This is a genomic window from Glycocaulis albus (genome assembly GCF_014639075.1).
GTDB lineage: Bacteria > Pseudomonadota > Alphaproteobacteria > Caulobacterales > Maricaulaceae > Glycocaulis > Glycocaulis albus.
On the sequence record NZ_BMFS01000018.1, the window covers coordinates 1 to 22,882 of the forward strand.

17 protein-coding genes are annotated in these 22,882 nt (G+C 56.0%); 11 read left to right on the plus strand and 6 right to left on the minus strand.

Going from position 1 to position 22,882, the window contains the following annotated elements:
* Window positions 1-350: 350 nt before the first annotated feature.
* Window positions 351-959, minus strand: a complete 609-nt coding sequence (locus IEV75_RS13555) for an acyltransferase (RefSeq protein WP_188453106.1) — start codon at window positions 957-959, stop codon at window positions 351-353.
* Window positions 956-3,049: a glycosyltransferase gene (locus IEV75_RS13560; protein ID WP_188453107.1), complete on the minus strand. Its 2,094-nt coding sequence runs from the start codon at window positions 3,047-3,049 to the stop codon at window positions 956-958. Before IEV75_RS13560 ends, IEV75_RS13555 begins: the two co-directional genes overlap by 4 nt.
* A gap of 140 nt (window positions 3,050-3,189) precedes the next feature.
* On the opposite strand from IEV75_RS13560, the gene IEV75_RS13565 reads away from it, so the two are divergent.
* From IEV75_RS13565 to IEV75_RS13595, 7 genes are all read left to right on the plus strand, one after another.
* Window positions 3,190-4,341: a hypothetical protein gene (locus tag IEV75_RS13565; RefSeq protein WP_188453108.1), complete on the plus strand. Its 1,152-nt coding sequence runs from the start codon at window positions 3,190-3,192 to the stop codon at window positions 4,339-4,341.
* A 135-nt stretch (window positions 4,342-4,476) separates the two neighbouring features.
* Window positions 4,477-5,829 carry a D-glucuronyl C5-epimerase family protein gene (locus IEV75_RS13570; RefSeq protein ID WP_188453109.1) on the plus strand — a complete coding sequence of 451 codons (1,353 nt, stop codon included), beginning with the start codon at window positions 4,477-4,479 and terminating at the stop codon, window positions 5,827-5,829.
* Between the two features lie 117 nt (window positions 5,830-5,946).
* The gene (locus tag IEV75_RS13575; RefSeq protein WP_188453110.1) at window positions 5,947-6,216 is read left to right on the plus strand and encodes a hypothetical protein; all 270 of its coding nucleotides are present in this window, start codon (window positions 5,947-5,949) and stop codon (window positions 6,214-6,216) included.
* 368 nt (window positions 6,217-6,584) lie between these two features.
* Complete coding sequence (locus tag IEV75_RS13580; protein ID WP_188453111.1) at window positions 6,585-7,850, plus strand: polysaccharide deacetylase family protein; 1,266 nt, start codon at window positions 6,585-6,587, stop codon at window positions 7,848-7,850.
* 1 nt (window position 7,851) lies between these two features.
* A complete protein-coding gene (locus tag IEV75_RS13585; protein ID WP_188453112.1) occupies window positions 7,852-9,192 on the plus strand; it encodes a class I SAM-dependent methyltransferase in 1,341 nt (446 codons plus the stop codon).
* Window positions 9,189-10,040, plus strand: a complete 852-nt coding sequence (locus IEV75_RS13590; RefSeq protein ID WP_188453113.1) for an ABC transporter permease — start codon at window positions 9,189-9,191, stop codon at window positions 10,038-10,040. Before IEV75_RS13585 ends, IEV75_RS13590 begins: the two co-directional genes overlap by 4 nt.
* Window positions 10,041-10,042: 2 nt before the next feature.
* Entirely contained in the window at window positions 10,043-10,780 is a 738-nt protein-coding gene (locus IEV75_RS13595) for an ABC transporter ATP-binding protein (RefSeq protein WP_188453114.1), read from the plus strand.
* 116 nt (window positions 10,781-10,896) lie between these two features.
* On the opposite strand, the gene IEV75_RS13600 is transcribed toward IEV75_RS13595, so the two are convergent.
* From IEV75_RS13600 to wecB, 4 genes are all read right to left on the minus strand, one after another.
* The gene (locus IEV75_RS13600; protein WP_188453115.1) at window positions 10,897-13,650 is read right to left on the minus strand and encodes a methyltransferase domain-containing protein; all 2,754 of its coding nucleotides are present in this window, start codon (window positions 13,648-13,650) and stop codon (window positions 10,897-10,899) included.
* Window positions 13,651-13,734: 84 nt separating this feature from the next.
* A complete protein-coding gene (locus IEV75_RS13605; RefSeq protein WP_188453116.1) occupies window positions 13,735-15,381 on the minus strand; it encodes a methyltransferase domain-containing protein in 1,647 nt (548 codons plus the stop codon).
* On the minus strand, window positions 15,381-16,532 hold the full coding sequence (locus IEV75_RS13610) for a glycosyltransferase (RefSeq protein ID WP_188453117.1): 1,152 nt from the start codon (window positions 16,530-16,532) through the stop codon (window positions 15,381-15,383). Before IEV75_RS13610 ends, IEV75_RS13605 begins: the two co-directional genes overlap by 1 nt.
* Window positions 16,532-17,599, minus strand: a complete 1,068-nt coding sequence (gene wecB / locus IEV75_RS13615; protein WP_233351876.1) for a non-hydrolyzing UDP-N-acetylglucosamine 2-epimerase — start codon at window positions 17,597-17,599, stop codon at window positions 16,532-16,534. Before wecB ends, IEV75_RS13610 begins: the two co-directional genes overlap by 1 nt.
* Before the next feature lie 194 nt (window positions 17,600-17,793).
* On the opposite strand from wecB, the gene IEV75_RS13620 reads away from it, so the two are divergent.
* From IEV75_RS13620 to IEV75_RS13940, 4 genes are all read left to right on the plus strand, one after another.
* Complete coding sequence (locus tag IEV75_RS13620) at window positions 17,794-18,840, plus strand: Gfo/Idh/MocA family protein (protein ID WP_188453119.1); 1,047 nt, start codon at window positions 17,794-17,796, stop codon at window positions 18,838-18,840.
* 101 nt (window positions 18,841-18,941) lie between these two features.
* A complete protein-coding gene (locus tag IEV75_RS13625) occupies window positions 18,942-20,105 on the plus strand; it encodes a DegT/DnrJ/EryC1/StrS family aminotransferase (protein WP_188453120.1) in 1,164 nt (387 codons plus the stop codon).
* A 5-nt stretch (window positions 20,106-20,110) separates the two neighbouring features.
* Complete coding sequence (locus IEV75_RS13630; protein ID WP_188453121.1) at window positions 20,111-21,481, plus strand: nucleotide sugar dehydrogenase; 1,371 nt, start codon at window positions 20,111-20,113, stop codon at window positions 21,479-21,481.
* 558 nt (window positions 21,482-22,039) lie between these two features.
* Window positions 22,040-22,651, plus strand: coding sequence for a glycosyltransferase (locus IEV75_RS13940; protein ID WP_233351877.1), 612 nt, complete (start codon window positions 22,040-22,042; stop codon window positions 22,649-22,651).
* Window positions 22,652-22,882 lie beyond the last annotated feature (231 nt).

Consider the following 22,882-nt stretch of genomic DNA (forward strand, 5'->3'; position numbering starts at 1 on the left):
CGTGTCATTCCTGACCTCCGGTTCCAAAAACACCCTAACTCGGTGTCCTCAAAACCGGCAGCAGCTCAGGGCGCCCGCCGGGCAGGAGTGTAATTGCCGGTTCGCCACGATCAGAATACAAAGTCAATCGCTCAGACCTCGCTCGAACCGGCTAGTGCTGATGGTCGTTGTGCAGCTCGGCCTTTACCCGGCGCTTGGGGTGCTGGCTGCGCAGCTGTAGGCCTAACTCGCTGTAGAGTCGACGGCCCGTTTTGATGTTGGCCACTTCCCCTAGCCACAAGTTTGGATCAAGACGCCACGCGGATCGATACCGCAAGACAGCTGAATGGGTGTTGAGCGAAGGCTCTGCGCTACACCTCGAGATGCGGTGAGTCCTGAGGTCGCTCATCAACAATATTGAGGCGCTCGTTCTGCATTTCATAACGTTCCCCGGTGCGTGGGCAGACCAGATCAGCCCCGAGCACCTCGCCGGCGCGGCTTACCCAGCCTATCCGCCGCGCCGGAACACCGGCCATCAGCGCATGCGGCGCAACATCTTTGGTGATCACCGCCCCGGCTGCAATGAAACAGTACTCTCCCAGCACAGTGCGTCCATTCGGTTCGCCGCATACGATCGTGGCGTTCGCTCCGATAGTTGCGCCCCGCCGAACGACGGTTTCACCGAATTCCGCCTTGCGCTCCACAAAACCACGCGGCGTAAGCACATTAGTGAACACACAAGAAGGGCCGCAAAATACGCCGTCTTCAAGTATAACTCCCTTATAAAGGGACACATTATTTTGAATCTTTACCTTATCACCAATCAAGACATCCGGGCCGGCCATTACGTTCTGGCCAAGCGAGCACTGCCGCCCAATCCTGCTGCCTTTCAATATGTGAGTGAAGTGCCAAACTTTGGTACCTTCACCTATTTCGACACCGTCATCAATCACGGCACTCTCATGCGCCCAGTAGCTCATGCCTTCACTCCGCCGGCACAGCTATTGACCACCTCTAAAAGACGTTGCGCGTAGATCCCCCAATGATGATCCGCGATAAAAGCCTGTGTCCGTGCGCGCTTAGCCTCGACTTCTCCGTCATTAAGGCTGTTCACGATCCGGCCGATCCGTTCAGGCGACGGATCCGGCGGCAAGACCCATCCGAAATCATACTCTTGGATAAAGTTGTACAGCTCAATGACCGGGCTCACGAGGACCGGAACACCTGCGCAGGAATATTCCCAGAGCTTGTTCGGTGAGCACACCCAGTGATTGATACCGTCGTTGGGATAGGGGATTACGCCGATGGTCGCACCCTGACTCCAAAGCAACAGCTCTTCTTGTGCTGCAGGTGGCACGAATCTGATCTTGTCAAAATCGGAAGGAGTTGGCAGAGAGAGTTCCACCTCCATCTCGGCCTTAAAGGCTGACTTCGCCGCCCGCTTCAACTCGTCCGCCTTGGTCGACCAGCTCATCAGCAAGTTCGTTGCGTCAGCGATGTTCCGGGCGAAAGCCTCCGACCTTGAACCTGCACCGGAAGCCGCCACTGCTTGTCCGAATCCGTCGGTGAACACTACGCTCGCTGCCACGTCGTCCGGTGCGGGAGACGCAGCATTATCCGCATTTGAGTCGACCGACTCCCCCCCCGCGGCGTCCAAACTGCCCGGTTTGTCCTCCGTAGGCAGGGCGCCAGCCTGAACCTGAAGCACGCTTTTATCGCGAGTCGGGGAGAAGCCCTCGAGAAAGGCCTTTACCATGGCTTCTTGGCGTACACGCTGGGCGCGTTCGGCGTTCCGGCGAATTTCCTCCGATTTTTCGCGCGTTACCTCAGCTGCCATACGCTCAGCCTGTTGCTTCAACGTCGCTTCGAGCTTCCCCCACCCCATTAGAACGACGGTCCAGTCGTCATCCAGCCAGCGAGCACTTTGGACAATAGCTTCAATGCCCCGGTTTGGAGCGAAGCCGCCTTGGTACAATAATATCTTACGGTCCAGTGGAATGCCCGCTGCCTTATGAAGCCGTCCATCGTATGGAGGGAGTTCCACGCTCGGCACCGCATTGGCGACAACAGTCGTCGGCGGGACCGCCCCTCCGTAGGCCTCAATGTAGGCTTCCGCCATGGACTTACTGACCACAACCATCTGGTCCGCAGTTGCAATATGGCGCCTGTGGACATCCGAATAGTGTTGGGTGACGTAACCAGGAGCCTGGGCCAAGCCGTCATACATTTCGTGTGCGTCATAAATCAGCGGGCAGCCCAGAGCCTTTTTTAGTCGGCAGCCAGCTGCCAGCGTCATCACCTCGTGCGCGTAGACAAGGTCGGGGGCCAAAGACAGTGCGTGGCGAAACAGAGCGTCGCTTCGAGCGTTGAAGCTGGAGCGGAAAATCGCCCGCTCGCGAAACCGGTTGATAAGCAGATCGCCGATCCACGCCATGAGATTGCCAGCAGCAAACGCCTCGACCAGCGACAGGTCGTTTGCGGGGGCATTATCCCGTGAGCTGTAATTTTTTGAAAATCGCGCCAGACTGCGCACAGGTTCAGTGATCGCAGTGATCGACACTCCCCAAAACACGCCGAGCTTCTTAGCGGGCTTCAGGACGAAAACACCCACAGCGAGCACCAGAGTGATAACGATCAGCACTAGAGCGTCAAAAACCAGTGCGCCTAGCCCGGACCAATTCCAACCAGGTTCGAAATTCTGATTGTGGGTGGCCAAACGCGTCTCGACAAGCTGCGCGGCTCCAGCCATGAAGCTGCCAAACGCCTGCCCCAGCGCGCCGATTGCCGGCGCAACGGCAAAAGCCAACAACGTTGCCGCGACCACGAACACCAGCGCTAGAAGCGCCATCCGAAGCAGTACTGCAACCAGGGCACGCCGGTACGCATCACCCTGCCATGCCAAGCGATGAACGAGTATGTTTTCACCCAGTACGGCCGCTATACTGGGATGGTTTGGCTCTCGCACACCTACAATGTGGACCTCGTGTCCGGCAGCGGCGAGTGTACGCGCTTGCTTGACGACGCGAGCATCCCGTGCTCCCGAATTCGGCACAAGAGCGACAACCTTCATGAGCTTTCCCCGTTCCCGCTTCCGAGACTGCAACTGCAGCCAGTCCAGCCTCCTCAGTGGGAAGGCCATTCGGTCGATACCCATGGCCAGCGTCAAAAGCAAGGGGCGGCTTTCTTAGCATCAGCCAGTTGGAGTGGCGCGTGATCGATAAATTGCAAGCAGGTGAGCCCGCAGCCAAAGCCTTCCGCCGCGTACTGGACGGCCTGTTGGACACATATGCCGTCAACGACGGCGTAAGTGCTGATGCCTACTGCGCTACACCCCAATGGCATGCCATGGCAGAGGGACAGTATCTACAGGCAGTAACTGAAGCTGCCCGGTGCGCGATGATAAGCAAACCTAGTGCCTTGCAGCTGCTGGAAGCGGGATGTGAACGCCTTGCCGCAGGCGCCAACCAGCGCGCGCGTGGCGATTTTGCACAATGGGGGCTGGGATTCGCCTTCAAGAACGCACCCGCCGATGAACCCTACCTGATTACATCCGCCCTTGTGACCTGCGCGCTGGCTGATGTGGTCAACAGCTTCCCCGAACTGGAATTGGCAACCGACCTGCTCTCCGAGGCGGTTCTTGGTCTTGAGCGGTTTGATGGCGCTCCGTGGTCAGGACTGGATATCAAGGCGCCCATTCCCTTCTTTTCGCCACATATCCGCGAGCACGTTGACAACACGATTTGCGTATGGGCGCTTGCACTGCACCAAGCCGCTTCCATTGATGGCCGCCCCTCGCCTGGCGTCGTCGAGAGTGTCGCCCGGCACATCTTGACGCGGCGCACCCCGGAGACCGGGTGGGCTTACAGCGCCTCAGAGCACGTGTACGACCTCGTCCATCAGTCTTACATCATTGAAGGTTTGGCTGGCATACTGGGTCCCGAGACGGTAGAAAATCAGGCGATTGAAACCTTCTCTCTGTTCAAATCCGGCGAGGGCTATATCGATACCGTCCGCGCGAGCAACATAGAGCATGCAATCGACAGTGTCATACGCTCCTCAATCGTCGACCTTACTTTCCGGGGTGGGCAGGCCATGATGATGCGTCGGACAGGTGCTAGGCTTTGGTCACTCGGTGCGTCTTTGGCGTGCATGGGAAGCTTCGCGCTTAACGGCGCAAACCCGGCATTCTGGCGCGCAACGATCCGCCGTTTTCCTCTGGATGGGCTGAGGACTTTAGCCGGCAAGGATTTCCGCCAGGAAATGCATCTGGCCCGCGGTCTGGCCCTGTGCCTGCGTGCACTGCGTGAAAACGGGAACAGCATCCAACAAACAGATAGTATGCTTAGCGGTATAAATTCTTGAAAGCTCGGCTGAGTCTGTCTCACAGCCGGGGATTGTCAGCCCTGTTATTCGATGCAATCAGTGAAAATAAGTATCATCTTTCACCCAGCGATACCGCACCGCAATTCGCCCAACCCTAGATGCTAGGCCGACACAATGATTGACGAAAATCCATTTGATTACTACCTTCTAACCGAGCCTCGAAAGAAAGTTTGGAATTATTACAGACTGCACTCGGTAGCGAGTGACGGTTATCCTGTCACCCGCTCCGCATTTGACGACTCCCGGACTGTCGAGCATCCGATGTCCGGTGCGTATATGATCCTTGAAATACTGAACGCGGGGAAGAACGGCAACCCCGATACCCGGCTCATAAACGAACGCGCAGATCAGGTAGCGATCGCAGCCCAAAATCGCATGGAGGAGCTTAATGACTCCTACGTCTACTTTTACGAACCTGACGATGGAGTAACACCCTACCAATTCAAATTCTTTTCTGCACTAACACAAGCACGATATCTCGGCGCCATTGGTCGACTGTACCTTCAAACAAAAAAGCCCGAACACAAGGATTTTGCTTTCGCACTCGCACGCAGTTTTCGAATTCCTGTAGAAGAGGGAGGCATATTTCTGGAGAATGACCTAGGTTGTTTTTTTGAAGAGTACCCCACCGAGCTCCCCTTGTACGTGCTGAACGGCTGGATTTCGGTTCTGAATGAGCTGTTCATCCACGCTCGAAAACTTAAAGACAATCAAATAAAAGACCTGGCACAGCGGAGCGCGCGCACACTAGCCGACATGCTGCCGTTATTCGATATGCCCGAAATGATGAGCACACGGTACAAGCTCACCGGCCCGGTAACGAGCCGGGTCAGGTTCGACAAACCGCAGGACGTAAAGATTGACAAAATCACAATAAATACTGGAAACAAGATACTCAAAAAGTCAATTGCCGACAGCCAAAGCTACGGTACATTCGAGGTTGTACGCCTTCCCGAAGAGGCACAACCCTACTTCCAGTTCAAAGCCTCACTTACCATGGTTCGATACCCGGCCGCCAGCAACATAAAACTGGAACTGACAAGTGAATGCGATCAGAAATGCGAGTGGCACATAGGCATAACGCAATACAATCCAAAATTTGTTACACAGAAAATTGTTGGATTTAGAAGTTTGGGTAAATTTTATCTTGAAAGAGGAAAAAACGAAATCGAACTTGAAATCCCACTAGATATTCTTGTCCCGTCCGTTGCCCCTGCTGTTGGATTCACTAAAAAGATAGACGGTAAACTATACAATGCCTATCATTTTATTCACGTAAAAGGACTTGCACAACTATATGGAGAATTTGGCCTTGGAAAGTTTAAACATTTTCATAAGCGTTGGCTAGATTACGTGGATAAATGGCCGGAGTTCCCCATGTACTCTGATCCTGAACTCGCCTTGGAGCCCTGGGTTGACGGTTGGGCAGGAGCACAGATCGGTGTGGGCGGCGAAGTAGCACCTTAAGGCAGGTGATGACCACGGATGATCCGCCCGGATCCGAAGACTCATTCTTGTGCTTACTAGGATGGGATTGTATAGCCGGACGGCGGTTGGCATAGATTTGTGCTCGGAGGGCGCGACATGAAATTTCTTGAGCCGTTCAAAAGGAGCTTCGCTCGCATTCTGGGCCTTGATGTCGATTCCGTTACTCGCCGGGAGCGTGAGTTGATCGGGCGCATCAACATTCTGAAAACCCGGCTGAACGACGCGAGAGAGCTGATAAAAGCCAAGGCCGAGGCGCTGGACGTGGTGAACCAGCGCGTGGAAGTGCTCAAGCGGCAGCTCGCGGAGGTCCGCGCAACAGCTAAACACTACGCGGCACAACGAGATGCGCTGAAGAACAAGCATTGATCCCGGCCAAACGCTCGCCGTCATCCTGTCAGCCGTCCGAGCAGTTCGCAGGTCTGGCTCAGCTTCGCTACCGGGGGCGCAATGATCGAGATCAATAGGCCGGCACCAGCTGATACATTCCGGCTGCAAGGACGCCAAGGGGCGTACTATTGGAGTGGGCTGGCGAGTTCACTTTTTGCCAGCCATGGCATCATCTCTGCGGTAGACGCCTGGGAAGTGCCAGATAGCGAACACCGAATTTCCGTCGGGTCCCGCCTTATTCTACGTGACACAGCCTTGGAGGCCGGCGGACCGGAAGAAGTGCTAATTCTGGAGACCCCACTCGACACGGATACAGCAAACCTTATCAAAGCCCCCCGCGCAACTGCGTGTATGTAGAGCAGGCTACACTCCTCGACCGGAATGGAAAGCCGGTCGGACGGGTTCACCGTCAACGAATTAGGGTCCGGACTCCCGAGCGCGACATTATCCGTTATGAGTCGAAGGACCCGCTATGGCGTCAGAACACCTTTCCGGTTGAACTATGGCCTGAAGACGAAGAAATCCTTGCGCGCCTCGACCTTGGTGACGGCCGGGTTGTTCCAGCTGTGATCCGCTCAGGCCGCGTCTTGATCTTCTGTTTTCCCATTTTTGACATCGTCGGCGGATGGCTTGCTTTTCCCCCACTGGAGCAGCGATACGCCGGCATCGAAGGAGGCAGCGCACCCATGGAGGCGCTACGTTTCTGCCTCGCTTTGGCCGAAGAGCATCACCTGACTTTCGCTGACACCCCAATGGTTTACGCACTACCCTATCCGGAGGGGTTTTCATGCGCGTTTTCGGTGCGTCACGACTACGACCGGAAGGTCGATAGTGACGGCTGGCGCGAACTCATGGATTTCTACGACTGTCACGGCATCCGCGCATCATTCGGTATTCTTTCATATCTCATGCCACAGAACGTCCTTGACTTGATCGAGGAAAGAGGCCACGAGATTCAACTTCACTGCTTTGCCCACGATGAACTAGAGTTGCGCAGGCAAGCTGCGCTGCTGCAGCGCCATATCTGCCAGCCCCTCGACGGCGTAACGATTCACGGCGGCCCTGCGGGTATCGGCTACCGGGGCAGTGTCCATCTCGAGTTTTTCGAGCGCGCAGGATTTTCTATCACAGAAGCGTTTGGCATTCGAGACGTCACGGCAGTGCCCGTAGCGCGGATTACCGACGGCGTACCTATGACAACCGCCAATTTGATGGCCCCCCCCTTTCACGTAAGCTTGGACGGCAGCACGAGGCCGGGCGACCACCGGCTTGACCGGTTAGTAAAGGATATCCCGGACATTCTACACTCAGGCGGCTATGCCGTGCTGATGAATCATCCTGATATCCATCGCGAGGCGTTGATCGAGTTGATCGAAGCGCTCAACATGGATGGCTGTTGGAAAACGACCGTCCGGGACGCGATGCGATTTGCCCGGGCATCACGGTTCAGAGCCCGCGTACGACACCTGCCGACCGGGCACCAGATTGTGATCGGCGAACCGCTGGAGCACAACTGCATCTTTAGGGTTCGTCAGCGCACAACCAGCGACCAGTCTGTAAAGATCGTTGCCGGCCAACGCACTACTTTAATACCCGAACAAAAAGGCTTATAGTGTGATCGGATATTTCTTCAGCTCCACACAGATGACCGCCTCGCTCGAAGAAGCGGTAAAGCCTCTGTGTGACAACAAATCCAGATTATTCCTGTTCTCGAATAAGTCTCGGGATCCGCTATATCCGGCTTCGCCCGACGATATAGGATCAGCCTTTCAGCCTTTGAAGCGCTGCCTGTTCGAGAAAGTCATTATACACGCATCTTGCGACTTTTTCTCAAGCACCATGACGTTAGACTGGCTTGCCAATATCGTTAACAGTGCCCGGCAAGGAGCTGAAGTTTACTTGCCTCGGTTGGATGCCGGGAGCGCCCGCGAACGCAACAGGATCAGCTCGAGCGCTCTTACGGCGCTTCTCGGAGAGCCCGTCTCACAGAAGGGGCCTTGGTCGATCTACAGGCGGCCGCAAGATGACCTGCCCGTTAACCACTCGGTGCTCGGCGCATTCCTGCAGGCCAGGGGAGAGTTTGTACTCAACGCCCTGCTTGGCGGAGCGCTGAACAACACTCGCCCGGAACGTCTGCTGGACATGTTCGCCCCGATTCTGGCACCGGACGCACCACCGCCGAAAGTGATCAAGCGCCTGCCGAGACCGGAATCTGTGGACATTGTAAATCGCGTGCGTGCTGGCGAGCTCGGTGACGGGCGGCTCGCCCAGCAACCAGCTTACACCGATCCGGCCCCCTGGAACTTTACGGAAAGTGCTACCAAATTTGCGCGCCACCTCAATTCCTGGCAGGGCTATCTGATACCGGGCACCTACTACAAGGCGGCAACAATAGCGCGGATCATTGAGGACCATTTCGGGTCGGACAATCCCGTAAGCTTTCTGGAACACGGCGGCTATGCCGGCACCGTATCACTCCAGCTGCTCATGGAGGACCGCATCAACGTGAGCTATGCGCGATGCTGCGAACTGGAGCTCTTCACGCTGCTCAATGCCATGGAGCTCCACCAACGGCTGCCAGAAAGCATACATGGCAAATTCCACATGCAAATTACATCAGCCGAGGAAGCCGGCTACTTTCGTAGCTACGATGTCATATTGTTCTCGCACGTCCTGCTGTACATGCGCCGCGACCTTCTGGACCGGATTTTAGCAGCAGCGTGGGCACATATTCGCCCGGGAGGCATAATGATCGTCTTCGAGAACACCTCGCCGCCTACGGGTGCTGGCGGGAGTGACGAAGCAATCATCTTTAGCCCGCGAGAACTGGACTCATATCTTGATAGGCTGGGAGAGTTGTCTTACGCGGAGTCACGGACCGGCGCGACAGCATCACGTGGCGATCGAGAAACTAAAGCCCTGTTCAGAGTGTTACGGAAGCTACCGGCGAAATGAGTGAATTGGCCTCCTTTGAACGCCGGCAACCAGATCCATCGGGTCCACTGCGGCCCAACCGTCTTGCCCGCAGCATGCGAGATATTGCCACTGCCTTCTCACGTCCCCGGCTGTGGGTGTTTCTGGGTTGGCGTGATTTCACTGTCTCCTTTGACCGGTCCCACGCGGGTCTTGTCTGGTCACTGGTACAGCCGGCCGTTTGGATCAGTGCGGTTTATATTTTTCTTGGACCGGCGCTTGCGGACGAAGGGCGCAATTATCTTCTTTATCTTTCATTGGGCGTAGCTCTATTTTTCTATCTATCTACTGTTATTGCTGGCGGCAGCAGTGTTTTTTTAAAAAACAAGGGGATAATTCAGAACGTTCCAATGCCGCTGTTTGTTCTGCCCTTAAGGCATGCAGCTAGCGCGGCATCTCAACTTGCTCTACATTTATTAATACCGGCATGTGTATTTCTTGCCACATCGGCAACTTTTTCGTGGACGATGCTGCTTGCCTTGCCTGCCTTGGCACTGATCGTGTTCTCTGCCGCATTCGTTTCTGCGGGTATGGGTTTGATTGGCGCCCGCTTTGGTGATTTCCAGTTCGTTGTGACCGCCTTGATGCGGGTAATGATGTTCGTCACCCCGATCTTCTGGTACCCGCAAGATCGCGAGGGAGCGGTTCGTGCAATTGCGGCGACCTATAACCCGCTGGCTCACCTCATCGACATCGTTCGGACTCCGCTCATGGGCGAATTGCCATCATTGCAGAATATTGTTGGTGCCGGGCTGACTATAGGTTTGTCGATCCTGGTGGGGGGCGCGATCTTTGTGTTCGGCCGCCGCAACATCATCCGGTGGATATGACCGTGGCTGAAATCAGAGTTAACAATGTCACCGTGCGGTTCCCGGTCAGGTCAACAGTCAGTACCGGCGCGGCAAATGCTGTCGGCGGCAAGCTGGTCAGTGGCCCGGCAGGGCGTTATGTGGAGGCCCTGAGCGACATAAATCTGCGCCTGTCCGACGGTGATCGCGCAGGTGTGATCGGACTTAACGGATCCGGCAAGAGCACCTTTCTCCAGGTTGTTGCAGGTATCCTTGAACCCGATCTGGGCGACGTCGAAATATGCGGAGCCGTGTCGACGCTGTTCACCAGCTCGGTCGGCCTCAGCCTCGAACGGAACGCTTTGGATAACATCCGCGACGCCGGCTATCTTCTCGGGCTTTCAAGCCAGGAGATAGCTAAGGCGACCCCTGAGATAATTGAATTTGCGGAAATCGGCGACTTCGCTCAACTGCCGATGCGGTCTTATTCTGCAGGCATGCGCGCCAGGGTGGGATTTGGTATCGCCACCACCCCCCGCGCTGACATTCTTGTCATCGATGAGGTCCTGGGGGCAGGAGACCCGAAATTCTACAAGCGGGCATTTTCGCGCCTCGAGGCACTTCTGTCCGACGCCGGCATACTCGTGCTCGCCACACACTCTGGCGCCATTCTTCGGCAGTTCTGCAATCGCCTCCTCTGGTTTGAAAAAGGCCAGGTGCGAATGGACGGCAATGTCGAGGCTGTATTGGACGCCTACAACGCCGCAATAGACGCCGATTGAACCGCTGCGTCTGCCAAGGCACAGGTCTGAAGTGCTTTCGCTTTGGCGCCCCCCAAGCTGGGGTCAATCACATAAAGGATAAGGGATAAAGGACAATGGCAAGTCTGTAAAACTCATCACGGTCTGTGCCAGTCAGCAACAATGTATCCGCTTTCGTAGGATAGCTTAGCACCACCATGCGCGAGAAATGCCTGTTCAACTAACGCCGGATCATGCATCCAGCACGCGAACTTGTTTTGAACGCCGAACGGTTCACGCGAAAAGGATACGTACACGAGCCTTCGGCGCGCCCTGCCAATCATGTGCGAGAGGGCATCTGAAAATGCGTCCGATGAGGCATGAGCACCCTCAAGAAATGAGGGGCCGCGCAGGAACACCACGTCAAACATATCATCAATCGCAAGACTATCAGCCAGCCTGTAGCGGATATTGAGTTGCTGCTCCCTGCAACGTTCTAGCGCCCGGTATATCCCTCCTCGGGACAGGTCTTCTCCCGTGACACTATACCAACGCGAGAGCGCCTCCGCGAATCGCCCGTTTCCGCAACCGGAATCAAGCAGAGTTCCGCTGCCTGACGCCAGATCTGTTCGCTCAGCTAGAATATAACGGACAAACTTTTCAGTGACACCTTCCATATTTGAACGGCCCTCCAAATATGCCAGGTCGGTTCCACTCGCAGTTTCTTTTATTACATTATAAGACAATAGCTCTTTTGTAATTTTTACGACTTCAAAGTCCTGCCTGCGATCAACTTTATGCGAATTCGGTGCAGCTTCATCTCCGGATCTGTTCGATGTTTGCATCAATGAGCTCTCACCTTGGCCACTCGACACAAGCGGTACCGAGGCCATGTTTGCCAATCCTGTATCGTCGGCGGCTTTTTCTGATTGGGCTTCAGGGCCGAACAAATAAACACCTCCCGCAGCGCGAACACCATTGCGATACCCCATGTAGTGATCGCCAATCGCCACTTGCTGGCGGCCATTCCCGGCGAAATCCCCAGTCGCCCAGCCGTAGCCAAACAACCCGGGCACCCGCAAGTCGGCCACGTACGTCAATTTGGCATCAGTGGGAACAGACATGACTCTCGGTTTCGACGCTGCACCTTCAATCAACCAGAAACGCCCTCTATCCATGCGCCGACCGCAACAATCTTCCCAGTATGCAGTATCGTTTACCAAAATATCAGCAAACCCGTTATTGGTTATGTCGCGGGAACGACATGAGTTTTGCTTGCCAAGCGCATGCGTCCTACCGACCTCTCCGTGAATGATGAAGTCCAGGTCTGCAAACTCTATTGTGCCCTCATACCGCTTTCCCCCTCGCAGGAGTCCGACCGCGCCTACCGGAACACCTGAGACGGCGCTTTTGGGAGCTGAAAAAAGCACTTCACTATTGCCATCCCCATCAAAGTCATGGACCTTTGTAGCACCGAACAGACCGCGGAACTCCAAAGTTGAACCATCCTTCAGTGCTAGTGATTTTTTTGTTTCTATTCTTAAATCACAATCATTGCGGAGACTTCCAACCCGCTGGTCGAGACGTTCAGGACCACCATACAGAACATAACTCCCGCCAGCTGCTGTGCCATTCGACTGCGACACCGCAATCTCGTCGTATCCATCGCCATCGAGATCACCGATACCCATCACTGTCATGTTCATACCACCAACCGTCAGGGGCAAGTCATCAAGGTCATACCGCCCCACAACAATCCCAAATTGACCGTCATCCACGCCCACCCGGAAACGCTCAACGAAATCAGGTACCGACTTGCTGCCGTGAATAGCATAGAATCGAGGAGTAAAAGCTGGCGCGCTGCGCGCCTCCTGCAACCGCTTCGCCGGGTAAATATCAAAGCTGCCGACAATCAATGAGCTGTGCTCCAGCGAGGCGAAATGCGCTCGATCCATCGACAGCCCCCATCCGGGATAACGAGCTCCGTCAGCACCAAACTCCAGCCGGACACCAGGGACTGTTTTACCTATCTCATCAGCCCTAATTTTCACTGGTCCATTATTTAAATCAAGTTTTGAAACAAAAAGTATATAAACGACTCCCCCAGACACATATACCGAGCCGTCATCGGACTTCGTGTTGTGAAATGGAGCAGAAATGGCTAAATCGTCATTTCCATCTCCGTTAAAATCACCGGCAGCCCTTACATCTATGCCAAATTTATCACCCTCGTATTCACCATAAATTACTATTGCCGGCTGATCTCTCTTCGGGTCAACACTTGCTCCGCTACGATTCAACCACACCTGCACCTCACCAGTGCTGAACCGTCCATCAACGAAGGCCCAATGCGTCATGGTGACAAGGGCATCGCGACCATAGCGCTGCATCGGCAAATGCTCCGGCCTTACTCCAAAGTAGGCTCTGTTGTAGCCATGCCGGTATCTGGCATCCTCACCGTTGAGACACCTTGCATCTTCAGCTCGCCGCAGTGACTCGGGGCTAATAGAAGCGAGATCACGATGCTGGCCGACGTCCGCCGCCTCGGTTGGCCGCATGAACTGACCATAATACTTGTCGCCAAAAAGATACTCTACGTTGTCGAGACCAACTTCAACAGGAACAAGGGAAGCCTCCTCTTTGAATTGATTTACAGGAGCACTTTTTCCACTTTCATTAAAATCTTTGATTGCCTTACCTGTTTTGGCACAGGTAATTTGCATGGCACGGCATGGCTCAACTCTCTTGTCACCATAAACATCATAGATCACATGACTAGATCTACTTAAATCTTCAAGAGAAGAAAAAGAATGGTGACACACTTTACATAACACGTTCATGCCGATGCTCTCACCTTCAAAACTTCTGGATGACTTCGAGAATTTGATGCACTTAGTCAAAAAGCCGAACAACGAAACACCTCACCCTTTTTACTTTAATCCAGTATTTTTCCTTCAGCGTATTATAGGGGAAAGTCTGCTCCGGGGTGTTTCAACTCATCCTGCCTTCGCGTGAATCCACAAGAATTTCGCGCGTTCGACGGGGAGCAAGCCGAGCATGTCCTCTTCAAGTTCGAGAAGACGGGTCAGGATTTCGCTAGGCGCACCGGAAGTGTCGACAGCACGATTCCATTGCGCGGGCAGCAGATCAACCAAGAATCGGTAGCCGCGCGCTTCGACAAACTCGAGACCGGCGGCGGCAATGCGGGCCTTTAGATCATCAAGCGTTCGGGCTTGCCGCACGCGGCCATCGGGCCATGTGGTCCGCTCAGGGGCCTCGGTCGGATGATCGGCGTTCATTATCGTGAATATGAGATTGCCTCCCGGGCGAAGGGCAGTTCTGCAAGAGCGCAAAGCACAATCCAGACTGTCCACGTAGGCAAACACACCTCCAAGCGCGTAGATCGCATCCATTGATGCAATATCCTCTGGGAGATTGCATACATCACCCCGCCGCCACGTCACTTCCGCCTCAGCAAACCGGGCTTTTCCCGCGTCCAGCATTTTTTGAGACAGGTCGAGTGCGATAACCCGGGCACCCTTATCGAGGAGGGCTGGCAATTCACGCGCACCTCCCGATCCAGCCAATAAAACACGGTCACCGGGCGAAACCTGCTCGGCCAGCCACCCCGATTCGAGCTTTTGGGTGAACACCTGAATGGGGTATCGGTCCCAGATATCGAAATAGGTGTCCGCTAAACGGTCATTGGCCCGCTCTTCAGATTCCAATTGCGCGTTCAACGGAGCATCCTCCAGCTTCGCCAGATAAATCGCCCCGTCCTTGTAAGAGTCATTGCCCGGAAGGGCAAAATACAATGCGAGAACACCATCGGCTTGTGGCGCCAGCCCACGAGTGCCCTCAAGCCGGCCACCCGGCAGGCTGGCCTGGTCGCGCGATAGGAAAGGCGAGCTGGCAGGCCTTGGCTTTTCCTGCCAGCTGGTGGCAGCAATCTCCCACCCCTGCGGCTCCTCGACCGCCGAACCGTTATAAAACAAGATGCAAGAAGAGTTATCATCACGGGGAAACACCGACGGGTTGGCCTGAGCATATCCGTCCCATGCCTGATCATCAGGCATGAACACCGGCTCTCCAGCCGATGGCACCCAGTGAAATCCGTCATCAGAATGCGCCTGATAGATCCGGAAACGGTGATGGCGCAGCCCCTCAAATAGCATCAGCCATCGCCCGGACGGGCGGAATACAAAGGGCAATCCGATGCGCGAGCAGTTGAACTGGCCAGGCGTTAACAGCAAGCGCTCTTCACGCCGCCAGTGCTTGCCGTCTATGCTGCGCGCCACTCGAAACCCGTCGCGCGTGCCTGGGCTATAGTAAATCCAGTACTCATCGTCGCGGCGAACGGCCGATCCTAGGGCGCAATAGTCGCCGTCGTCCAAAACCGGGCTGTCTGCAACCTGCCAACCGGCACCATCTGCTGAGCACAGGGCCCGGCCGACCCGGGTAATGCCTCCCTCCTCCATCGGCCGGTCGCGCCCATTGAAGAAAACAGTCAGCCGGTCGTTTTCAAGCAGTGGCCTGCCTGTCTCGTCGGTCAGCACGACAGGATCGCGAACACCAAACCTGCACCATTCACGATCAGGTGAAATCACAGCTTGAATCTGGCGTGTCCCGATACGCAACATCATCACACCCCCGTTTTCACTGACAAGCTGGCGGCTGCAGCCAGCACCTTGGAAGCAAATACCCTGCCTTGCTCGTCCCACTGCGAATTGGAGAAAAAGCGTAATGCGGCCCGTCCAGCTGCTGCCAATGCCTCGGACGAAGTTGAAGCGATAAACGCGCCCCATTCTGCAGGGTCGGCAGGTAAAACAAAGCCGCTGCCAAATACCCGGACGATAGTCGACATTTCTCGGGCTGGTGTGACGAAGCAGGGCAAGCTGGCGGCGCCAAAATCCCACAGTTTGTTAGGCAGCGCCGCATCGTGATTGAAACACGTCAAGGCGTAAGGAACGATACCGGCATCCGCTCCCGACAAATAATCAGCCAGCTCCTCGTGTGGCACCCGGGATGTATGTGTTATTTCGCGGCACGCAGAAATGCGCCGCTGCATTTCAAACCCGAAATCACTTGTGACCAACGCCAGCTTCCAACCAGGGGGGCCGCCGCGTTCGAACAGGCTGATTAGCTCATTGAGCCCACGCCCCGCGCCGATCGAGCCATGATAGACAAGTACGCGGTCTGACCGGCTGGCACCACATTGTGATCTCAGGCGCGAGTCGCAATTACTACTGCGCCTGTGAGCAGCGGCATTTGCCAGCACGTCTGCCGGAGGAGCACCGGGATAAAGATGCGCGTACCGGGCTGCGATGGTAGCACTGGGAACAAAAAAATGCCTCGCCATAGGCAAATACCGTTCATGCACCCGCCGCACCCATGACGTCCGACCGTCACTTCCGCCCGCAACATCTTCATAGAACTCGTGCGCGTCATAGATCAGCGCGGCGTTGTGGCGGGCTGCCAGATTCGCTGCAATGATCAGTGTTTCCGGGTCCGACGCAATTATCGCATCCCAACGTCTTTCATTCAGACGATGCAGTGCGCTGATCCGTTCCCAACGGGCCAGAAACGGTGCGAGCCAGATTCGGCGCCGGGGCGACGCCGCGCCTACGATAACGTGGCTATCGGCACACGCGAGTCGGTGACCGTAAATACCAGCGGCAGTAATCTGAATTTCCTGGCCGGCCGAGCGAAGCAGGCGCACCTGACGGCTCAACCGGGGATCGTCACGGGTCAGATAATATGCCAGCAACAAAATGGACGGCGACTGGGCTTGCATTAATGTGCTTGGAGCCAGTCGGCTAGTATCTGAACCGCTTTTTGCGCCGCATTACCGTCCCCGTAGATCGAACGCTGGCCACACCCCCCTGCCAATGCCCATCGGGCGTGGTCCGCGATCAGGTCGGGCTCTGGAGGACACAACCGGTTTGCGTCGGCCTCTACAAGCTCGACCCATTCAGTCTCGGAGCGGAAGGTGAGGCATCTGCGACCAGCGAAATAAGCCTCCTTCTGAAGCCCGCCTGAATCTGTCATCACAAACTCGCAGCCTTTGAGTGCCGCTACAAGATCGGCATACCCGAGCGGATCGACAGCCTCGATGTTGTTAGGGAGCGTTATGGCGTAGCGAGCCAGCGCCTGGCGGGTACGAGGATGAACCGGGAAAAGAACGTTAACACCGCTGCGACCAGCGCCTTCAATATAGGCTTTCAGTGTCTGCAAATCGTCTGTCGTCTCCGCGCGGTGAAGTGTCAAAAGTGCATAGGGCGCAGAGGAGCGGCGCGGCTCGACTGAAGTCGAAACCATGGAAAAAATATCATACATGAAATCGCCGACTACGCTGACCCCGTCGGTTATACCCTCAAGTCCCAGGATGTCCGCGGCAGGCTTGCTCGGGCACAACAGCAGCGTCGACACATGATCTGTCACGACTCGGTTTATCTCCTCGGGCATGCGACGATTATAGCTTCTTAGTCCCGCTTCAACGTGCACGACTGGAATATGCAGTTTCGCCGCTGCCAGGGCCCCCGCCAACGTTGAATTGGTGTCGCCGTAGACCAGCACCATGTCCGGTTCCGCTTCCTGCATAACCCGCTCGAGTCCCTCCAGCATCCGACCCGAAGCTTGCCCGTGTGATCCCCCGCCAATACCAAGCGAGACGGCCGGCTGGGGTATGCCCAGCTCCTCAAAAAACACGTCTGACATATTGGCATCAAAGTGCTGACCGGTATGCACAAGCAATTCACTGATTTGCGCGCTGGCAGCGTGGTCGCGGCTTAAGGCACGGGAAAAAGCGGCGGCCTTGATAAATTGCGGCCGCGCGCCGACCACGGTGATGATTTTTGACAATGTAACGCTCCTATCAGCCGCCGACTGTAGCAACTTGCCTCCTGTAGCAACTTGCCTCTTGAGACCTAACGCAGCCGGTATACCCACGGGGTTGCGCACCATCTTCTAGTCGGACTGCCAGAGCACGTCCAGCACCGCACTAAACCGCTCACTGTCATTGCCGTTTTGCATGCAAAAGCACGCTACCTACCCGAGTGTCGGCCGTAGATTTGTGTCGGCCCGGCGCTTTGCGTTTTTTTCAAAGACCTTGTAAAGGCATCCGCCGCGATGCTGATGAAAGCGAGAACCTGCCGATGCCTATAAACGTCGCCGTGGTCGGATGTGGCCATTGGGGTAAAAATCACGTCCGGAATTTCGCCGAGCTGGGCGCGCTGAAGGCGGTCGTCGATCCAGACGCGAAGCTGGCGGCTTCAATGGCTGAACAGTTCGGCGCGACGGCCATGCCCTTCGAGGACGCGATCACGGACACAGCAGTGGACGCGGTAGTGATCGCCGCTCCGGCCGAACTTCATGCCCGCCTCGCATTGCAGGCATTTGCCGCCGGGAAACACGTGTTTGCCGAGAAGCCGATTGCCATGACCATGGCAGAGGGCGAGGCAATGCGGGACGCAGCTGCGAAGGCCGGCAAGGTTTTGATGGTGGGCCACTTGCTCCAGTACCATCCGGCTTTTGTTGCGCTTCGCAACTTTGTCCGTGAAGGTGGGCTGGGCAGGCTGCGTTACGCCTATTCCCATAGATGTTCGCTCGGAAAATTCCGTCTGGAGGAGAATGTGTTGTGGAGCTTTGCCCCGCACGATGTGTCGATGTTACTTGCACTGTTTGGTGAAGCACCTTCAAGCGTCTCTGGTTCGGGCGGGGCATTCGTCAGTGATGGTATCGAGGACGAATACCGGGTCGACCTACAGTTCCCCTCCGGTGGCCGCGCGCACGTATTTTCGAGCTGGCTTCACCCATTCAAGGAACACCGTCTCGTCATTGTCGGCGAAACGGGAATGGCGGTATTCGAGGACAGCGCGGGTGGCCCCGAGAAGCTGCGACTCTACCGTCATTTGATCGAAACAGGCGGGGGTGCACCTGTGCCGACGAAAGCCGACTGGGAACCGATCGCCTATGGTGATGAAGAGCCGCTGCGCTCGCAATGCGAGCACTTTCTGGACGCTTGCGCCGGAAATCACTCCCCGCTTACCGACGGAGCGGAAGCACTCCGTGTGCTCGATGTATTGATCCAAGCCGGCAATTAGCGAAACTCAACGAGATTCGATAATTCGTCACTTGCGCTAGACGTTTCAGCGGTCCAGAAGCGCCTGCATGTCTCTGGCGGTAGCTCAACAGGAAGAACGAGATGCAGTTTATTGATCTTCGAGCTCAGTATGACCTCATAGCTGACAAGGTGGATGCGCGCGTCGCATCGGTACTGCGCGCTGGCAGCTATATCATGGGGCCGGAGGTCAAGGCGCTTGAGGGCGGGCTTGCCGAGTTTGGCCAAGCCGGTCACGCTCTGAGTTGTGCAAACGGTACTGACGCCCTTGCGCTGCCGCTCATGGCTTGGGGCCTCAAGCCGACGGATGCGGTCTTTTGCCCCTCGTTTACATTTGCGGCGACCGCCGAAGTTGTACCTTGGCTTGGCGCCAAGCCTGTATTCGTCGATATTGATCCGAAAACCTACAATATGGATCCCGCACATCTCGAAGCATCCATCGAGATGGTGAAAGCTCGGGGAGAACTCAATCCCAGCGTCGTTATCGCAGTGGATCTTTTTGGTCAGCCCGCCAACTATCCCGCCATCGCGGAGATCGCTCGCAAGCATGGCCTGAAGCTGATTGCTGACTCCGCCCAGGGCTTCGGCTGTACGATCAATGGCAAGCACCCTGTTCACTGGAGCGACATTACGACGACTTCATTCTTTCCGGCCAAACCGCTTGGCTGTTATGGCGATGGCGGCGCCGTGCTGACGAATGACGCAGGCCTCGCCGAACACATCGAATCTTTGCGCGTTCACGGCAAGGCAACCGCTTCGGACATCGCGGGCCGCGACTTCACGCATGATCCGAAATACTGGAATGTGCGCATCGGAATGAACTCGCGCCTGGATACGATCCAGGCAGCGGTACTTCTGGAGAAGCTGGATATTTTTGCTGGTGAAATCGAGGCACGAAATCGGGTGGCAGCGCGCTATAACGAGCATCTTGAGGGCGTGGTCGACTCTGTACCTTTCGTGATTGAAGGTGGCGTATCAACTTGGGCGCAGTATACGATCGAACACAGTAGGCGAGACGCTCTCGCCGCGCATCTGAAGTCTCGGGGCGTACCGACGGCGGTCTATTATCCGATCCCGATTCACAAGCAGGATATCTACTCGCGATACCCGCTCGGCCCAAACGGGCTTCCGGTAACGGAGGAAAAGGCCGAACGCGTGATTTCCTTGCCAATGCATCCCTACCTTGATGATGTCACGCAAGACCGCGTAATCGCCGCCATCCGCGAATTTAACGGTAAAGTGGGGTAGGAAAAATGCTGGACAAGCAAGCCGCAGCGAACAGCGACGCGTACTTTACGACGCTCTTCGAACAGAAGATCAAGTCCGGAACGCTGTGTATCGGTGTGCTGGGCCTTGGCTATGTCGGGCTTCCCCTCGCGCAGGCATTCTGCAGGGCCGGGATCAAGGTTGTCGGGTTTGATGTATCCGGCGACAAGGTCGACTTCCTCGCCGGCAGGAAGTCCTACATCAAGCACATCAGCGACGAGTCGATTGCGACGATGGTGGACTCCGGCCTCTTCACAGCGACCACAGGCATGGACCAGCTTTCCGAGCCCGATGCCATCTTGATCTGCGTGCCCACGCCGCTTGATGAGCATCGTGGCCCCGACATGTCTTATGTGGTTTCGTCCACAGAGATGATCGGCACGCGACTGCGCAAGGGGCAGTTGATCGTACTGGAATCCACCACCTACCCGGGCACGACGAACGAGCTGATGCTGCCTACGCTGGAGAAGCTCAGCGGCCTGCAGGCGGGCCGAGAGTTTGCGCTGGCCTATAGCCCCGAGCGTGAAGATCCCGGGAATCCCAAGTTCGAGACCTCAACGATCCCCAAGGTGCTGGGTGCGGACTCGACCGACGAGCTTGATGCCGCCTATGCAATCTACTCACAGATCGTTCCCCAAGTCGTGAAGGTGTCGGACCTGCGGACTGCGGAAGCGGTGAAGTTGACCGAGAATATTTTCCGGGCAGTCAACATCGCTCTGGTGAACGAGTTGAAGGTTGTGTTTTCTGCGATGGGTATTGATGTCTGGGAGGTTATTGATGCGGCTGCGACCAAGCCGTTCGGCTTCATGCCTTTCTATCCCGGCCCGGGACTGGGCGGCCACTGCATTCCCGTTGATCCGTTCTACCTTTCCTGGAAGGCCCGCGAATACGGCCTGACGACCCGTTTCATCGAGTTGTCGGGCGAAATTAATGCCAATATGCCAGGCTTGGTGATCACGAGGCTGACTGAAGAGCTGTCATTGCGCGTTGGCAAGGCCATGCGTGGCGCCCGTATTCTACTGGTCGGCCTCGCCTACAAGAAGAATGTCGACGACATGCGCGAAAGCCCCTCGCTCGAGCTGCTGGAATTGCTGGAAACACGCGGTGCCCATGTCGATTTCTATGACCCCTACATCCCGCAAGTCCCGCAAACGCGTGATCACCCTGAATATGCAGGCCGCAAATCTATTGAATGGTCAGATGACATTCTCGGGTCCTATGATGCTGCCCTAATCGCAACCGACCACGACAATGTGGACTACCGCCGCCTTCTGGATCTGCTGCCATTGGTTGTCGATACCCGCAATGCTTGTGGCCATCTGGCAGCCCAATATCGTGACACTCTCGTCAAGACCTGATGGCGTTGGCGGTGCCAGTTCGAGTGTAATAGCATGAAACTGGTCATTATCGCACGCCACTACCCTCCCGCGGTATCCGGCGGCGCCAGACGGCCGTATTTTCTGGCACACGCCTTGAAAGAAGCGGGCACGGAGATTTTCCTTGTTGCACCTGATCTCGACCCTGCCCTTTCAGGGATCGCAGTCGCCCATCCGAACAGGGATCCTGCCCCTGGTATAGGACCGGGCCAAGCATCCGCGTCAGCCTTCGCGCGTGACATTGCACGGGAATGGCTACGCTGGCCTGATCCCGATATAGGCTGGGCCAAACGGGCCGCGAAGGCGGCGCAAGCATCGTTACCTTTCAAGCCCGATTGGATACTGACCACTAGCCCGCCGGAATCCGTTCACTGGGCAGGCAACGAACTAAAGAGAGTCACCGGAGCGCGTTGGTGCGCTGACTTCCGAGATCAATGGTTCGACCGGGCATTCCGCCTAAACCGTCGCAATGCTTACAGGCGCGCACTTGAATCTGTATACGCTCGAAATCTCCTTCATACTGTAGATGTGGCGGTTTCCGTGAACGAACTTATCGATTCCGAAGTCGCTCGCTTGTCGGGGCTTCCGGATCGAAAGCGCACTGTTATTGGCCATTTCTTGCCGCCGCGGGGTCAAGGTTACGTGTTTGAGGGGCCAGGCCCGCACCTATTGCATTCTGGATCCTTCAGCATTTCTGACCCCGAGTGTTCAATAGAACCTACACTTCAAGCTTTCGCTTTGGCAGCGAAAGAAATGCCTGCCCTGCGTCTGCATTTGGCCGGGCGCCTGAGCACGAGTGAGTTGAAAGCGGTATCAATCTCACCAGTAGCCAACCAGATTACATTGCATGGCGTCGTATCTCTCGAGCAGTCCTTGGCAATGCAGTCTGCTGCCGATGCGCTTATCGTCACTGCGGCTCCCAATGCGCCGGTTCCACCGGGCAAATATGTCGAATACCAGGCTGCCGGGAGGCCCATTATTGCTACTGGCGACGGCCCCTGGCGAACGCGGATTGGATTATCAGGGCAAAATGAAGTCCGCTCGATGCGGAGCCCCATATTATCTCATCACTCTCGAGACGAAGGGTTGCTCGACGCCGCTCAAGCAGCACGCCTCTTGCTGGAAACGCTTCAGGCTAGCTCTTGGCGCTGACGTACTGCAGATTTTCCACCGAACTACGTTCATTGCTTAGGCTCCCACAGCGTGAGGCCTCAACACAGGACGAGGGCAACGCTGCGCCAAACGGCCGGCGGGTAATGCCTTGCGATCAGCAGAACCTTCATCGTCAATGCCCCTTAAGCGGAGCCTAGCTCTGTGAGCTGCTGCCGGTTTTGAGGACACCGAGTTAGGGTGTTTTTGGAACCGGAGGTCAGGAATGACACG

Bases quoted from the DNA above. Each gene is read 5' to 3' on its own strand.
- IEV75_RS13560 (WP_188453107.1), bottom strand. From the start codon at position 3,049: ATGAAGGTTGTCGCTCTTGTGCCGAATTCGGGAGCACGGGATGCTCGC.
- IEV75_RS13625 (WP_188453120.1), top strand. From the start codon at position 18,942: ATGCAGTTTATTGATCTTCGAGCTCAGTATGACCTCATAGCTGACAAG.
- IEV75_RS13570 (WP_188453109.1), top strand. From the start codon at position 4,477: ATGATTGACGAAAATCCATTTGATTACTACCTTCTAACCGAGCCTCGA.
- IEV75_RS13555 (WP_188453106.1), bottom strand. From the start codon at position 959: ATGAGCTACTGGGCGCATGAGAGTGCCGTGATTGATGACGGTGTCGAA.
- IEV75_RS13630 (WP_188453121.1), top strand. From the start codon at position 20,111: ATGCTGGACAAGCAAGCCGCAGCGAACAGCGACGCGTACTTTACGACG.
- IEV75_RS13575 (WP_188453110.1), top strand. From the start codon at position 5,947: ATGAAATTTCTTGAGCCGTTCAAAAGGAGCTTCGCTCGCATTCTGGGC.
- IEV75_RS13610 (WP_188453117.1), bottom strand. From the start codon at position 16,532: ATGCAAGCCCAGTCGCCGTCCATTTTGTTGCTGGCATATTATCTGACC.
- IEV75_RS13590 (WP_188453113.1), top strand. From the start codon at position 9,189: ATGAGTGAATTGGCCTCCTTTGAACGCCGGCAACCAGATCCATCGGGT.
- IEV75_RS13605 (WP_188453116.1), bottom strand. From the start codon at position 15,381: ATGATGTTGCGTATCGGGACACGCCAGATTCAAGCTGTGATTTCACCT.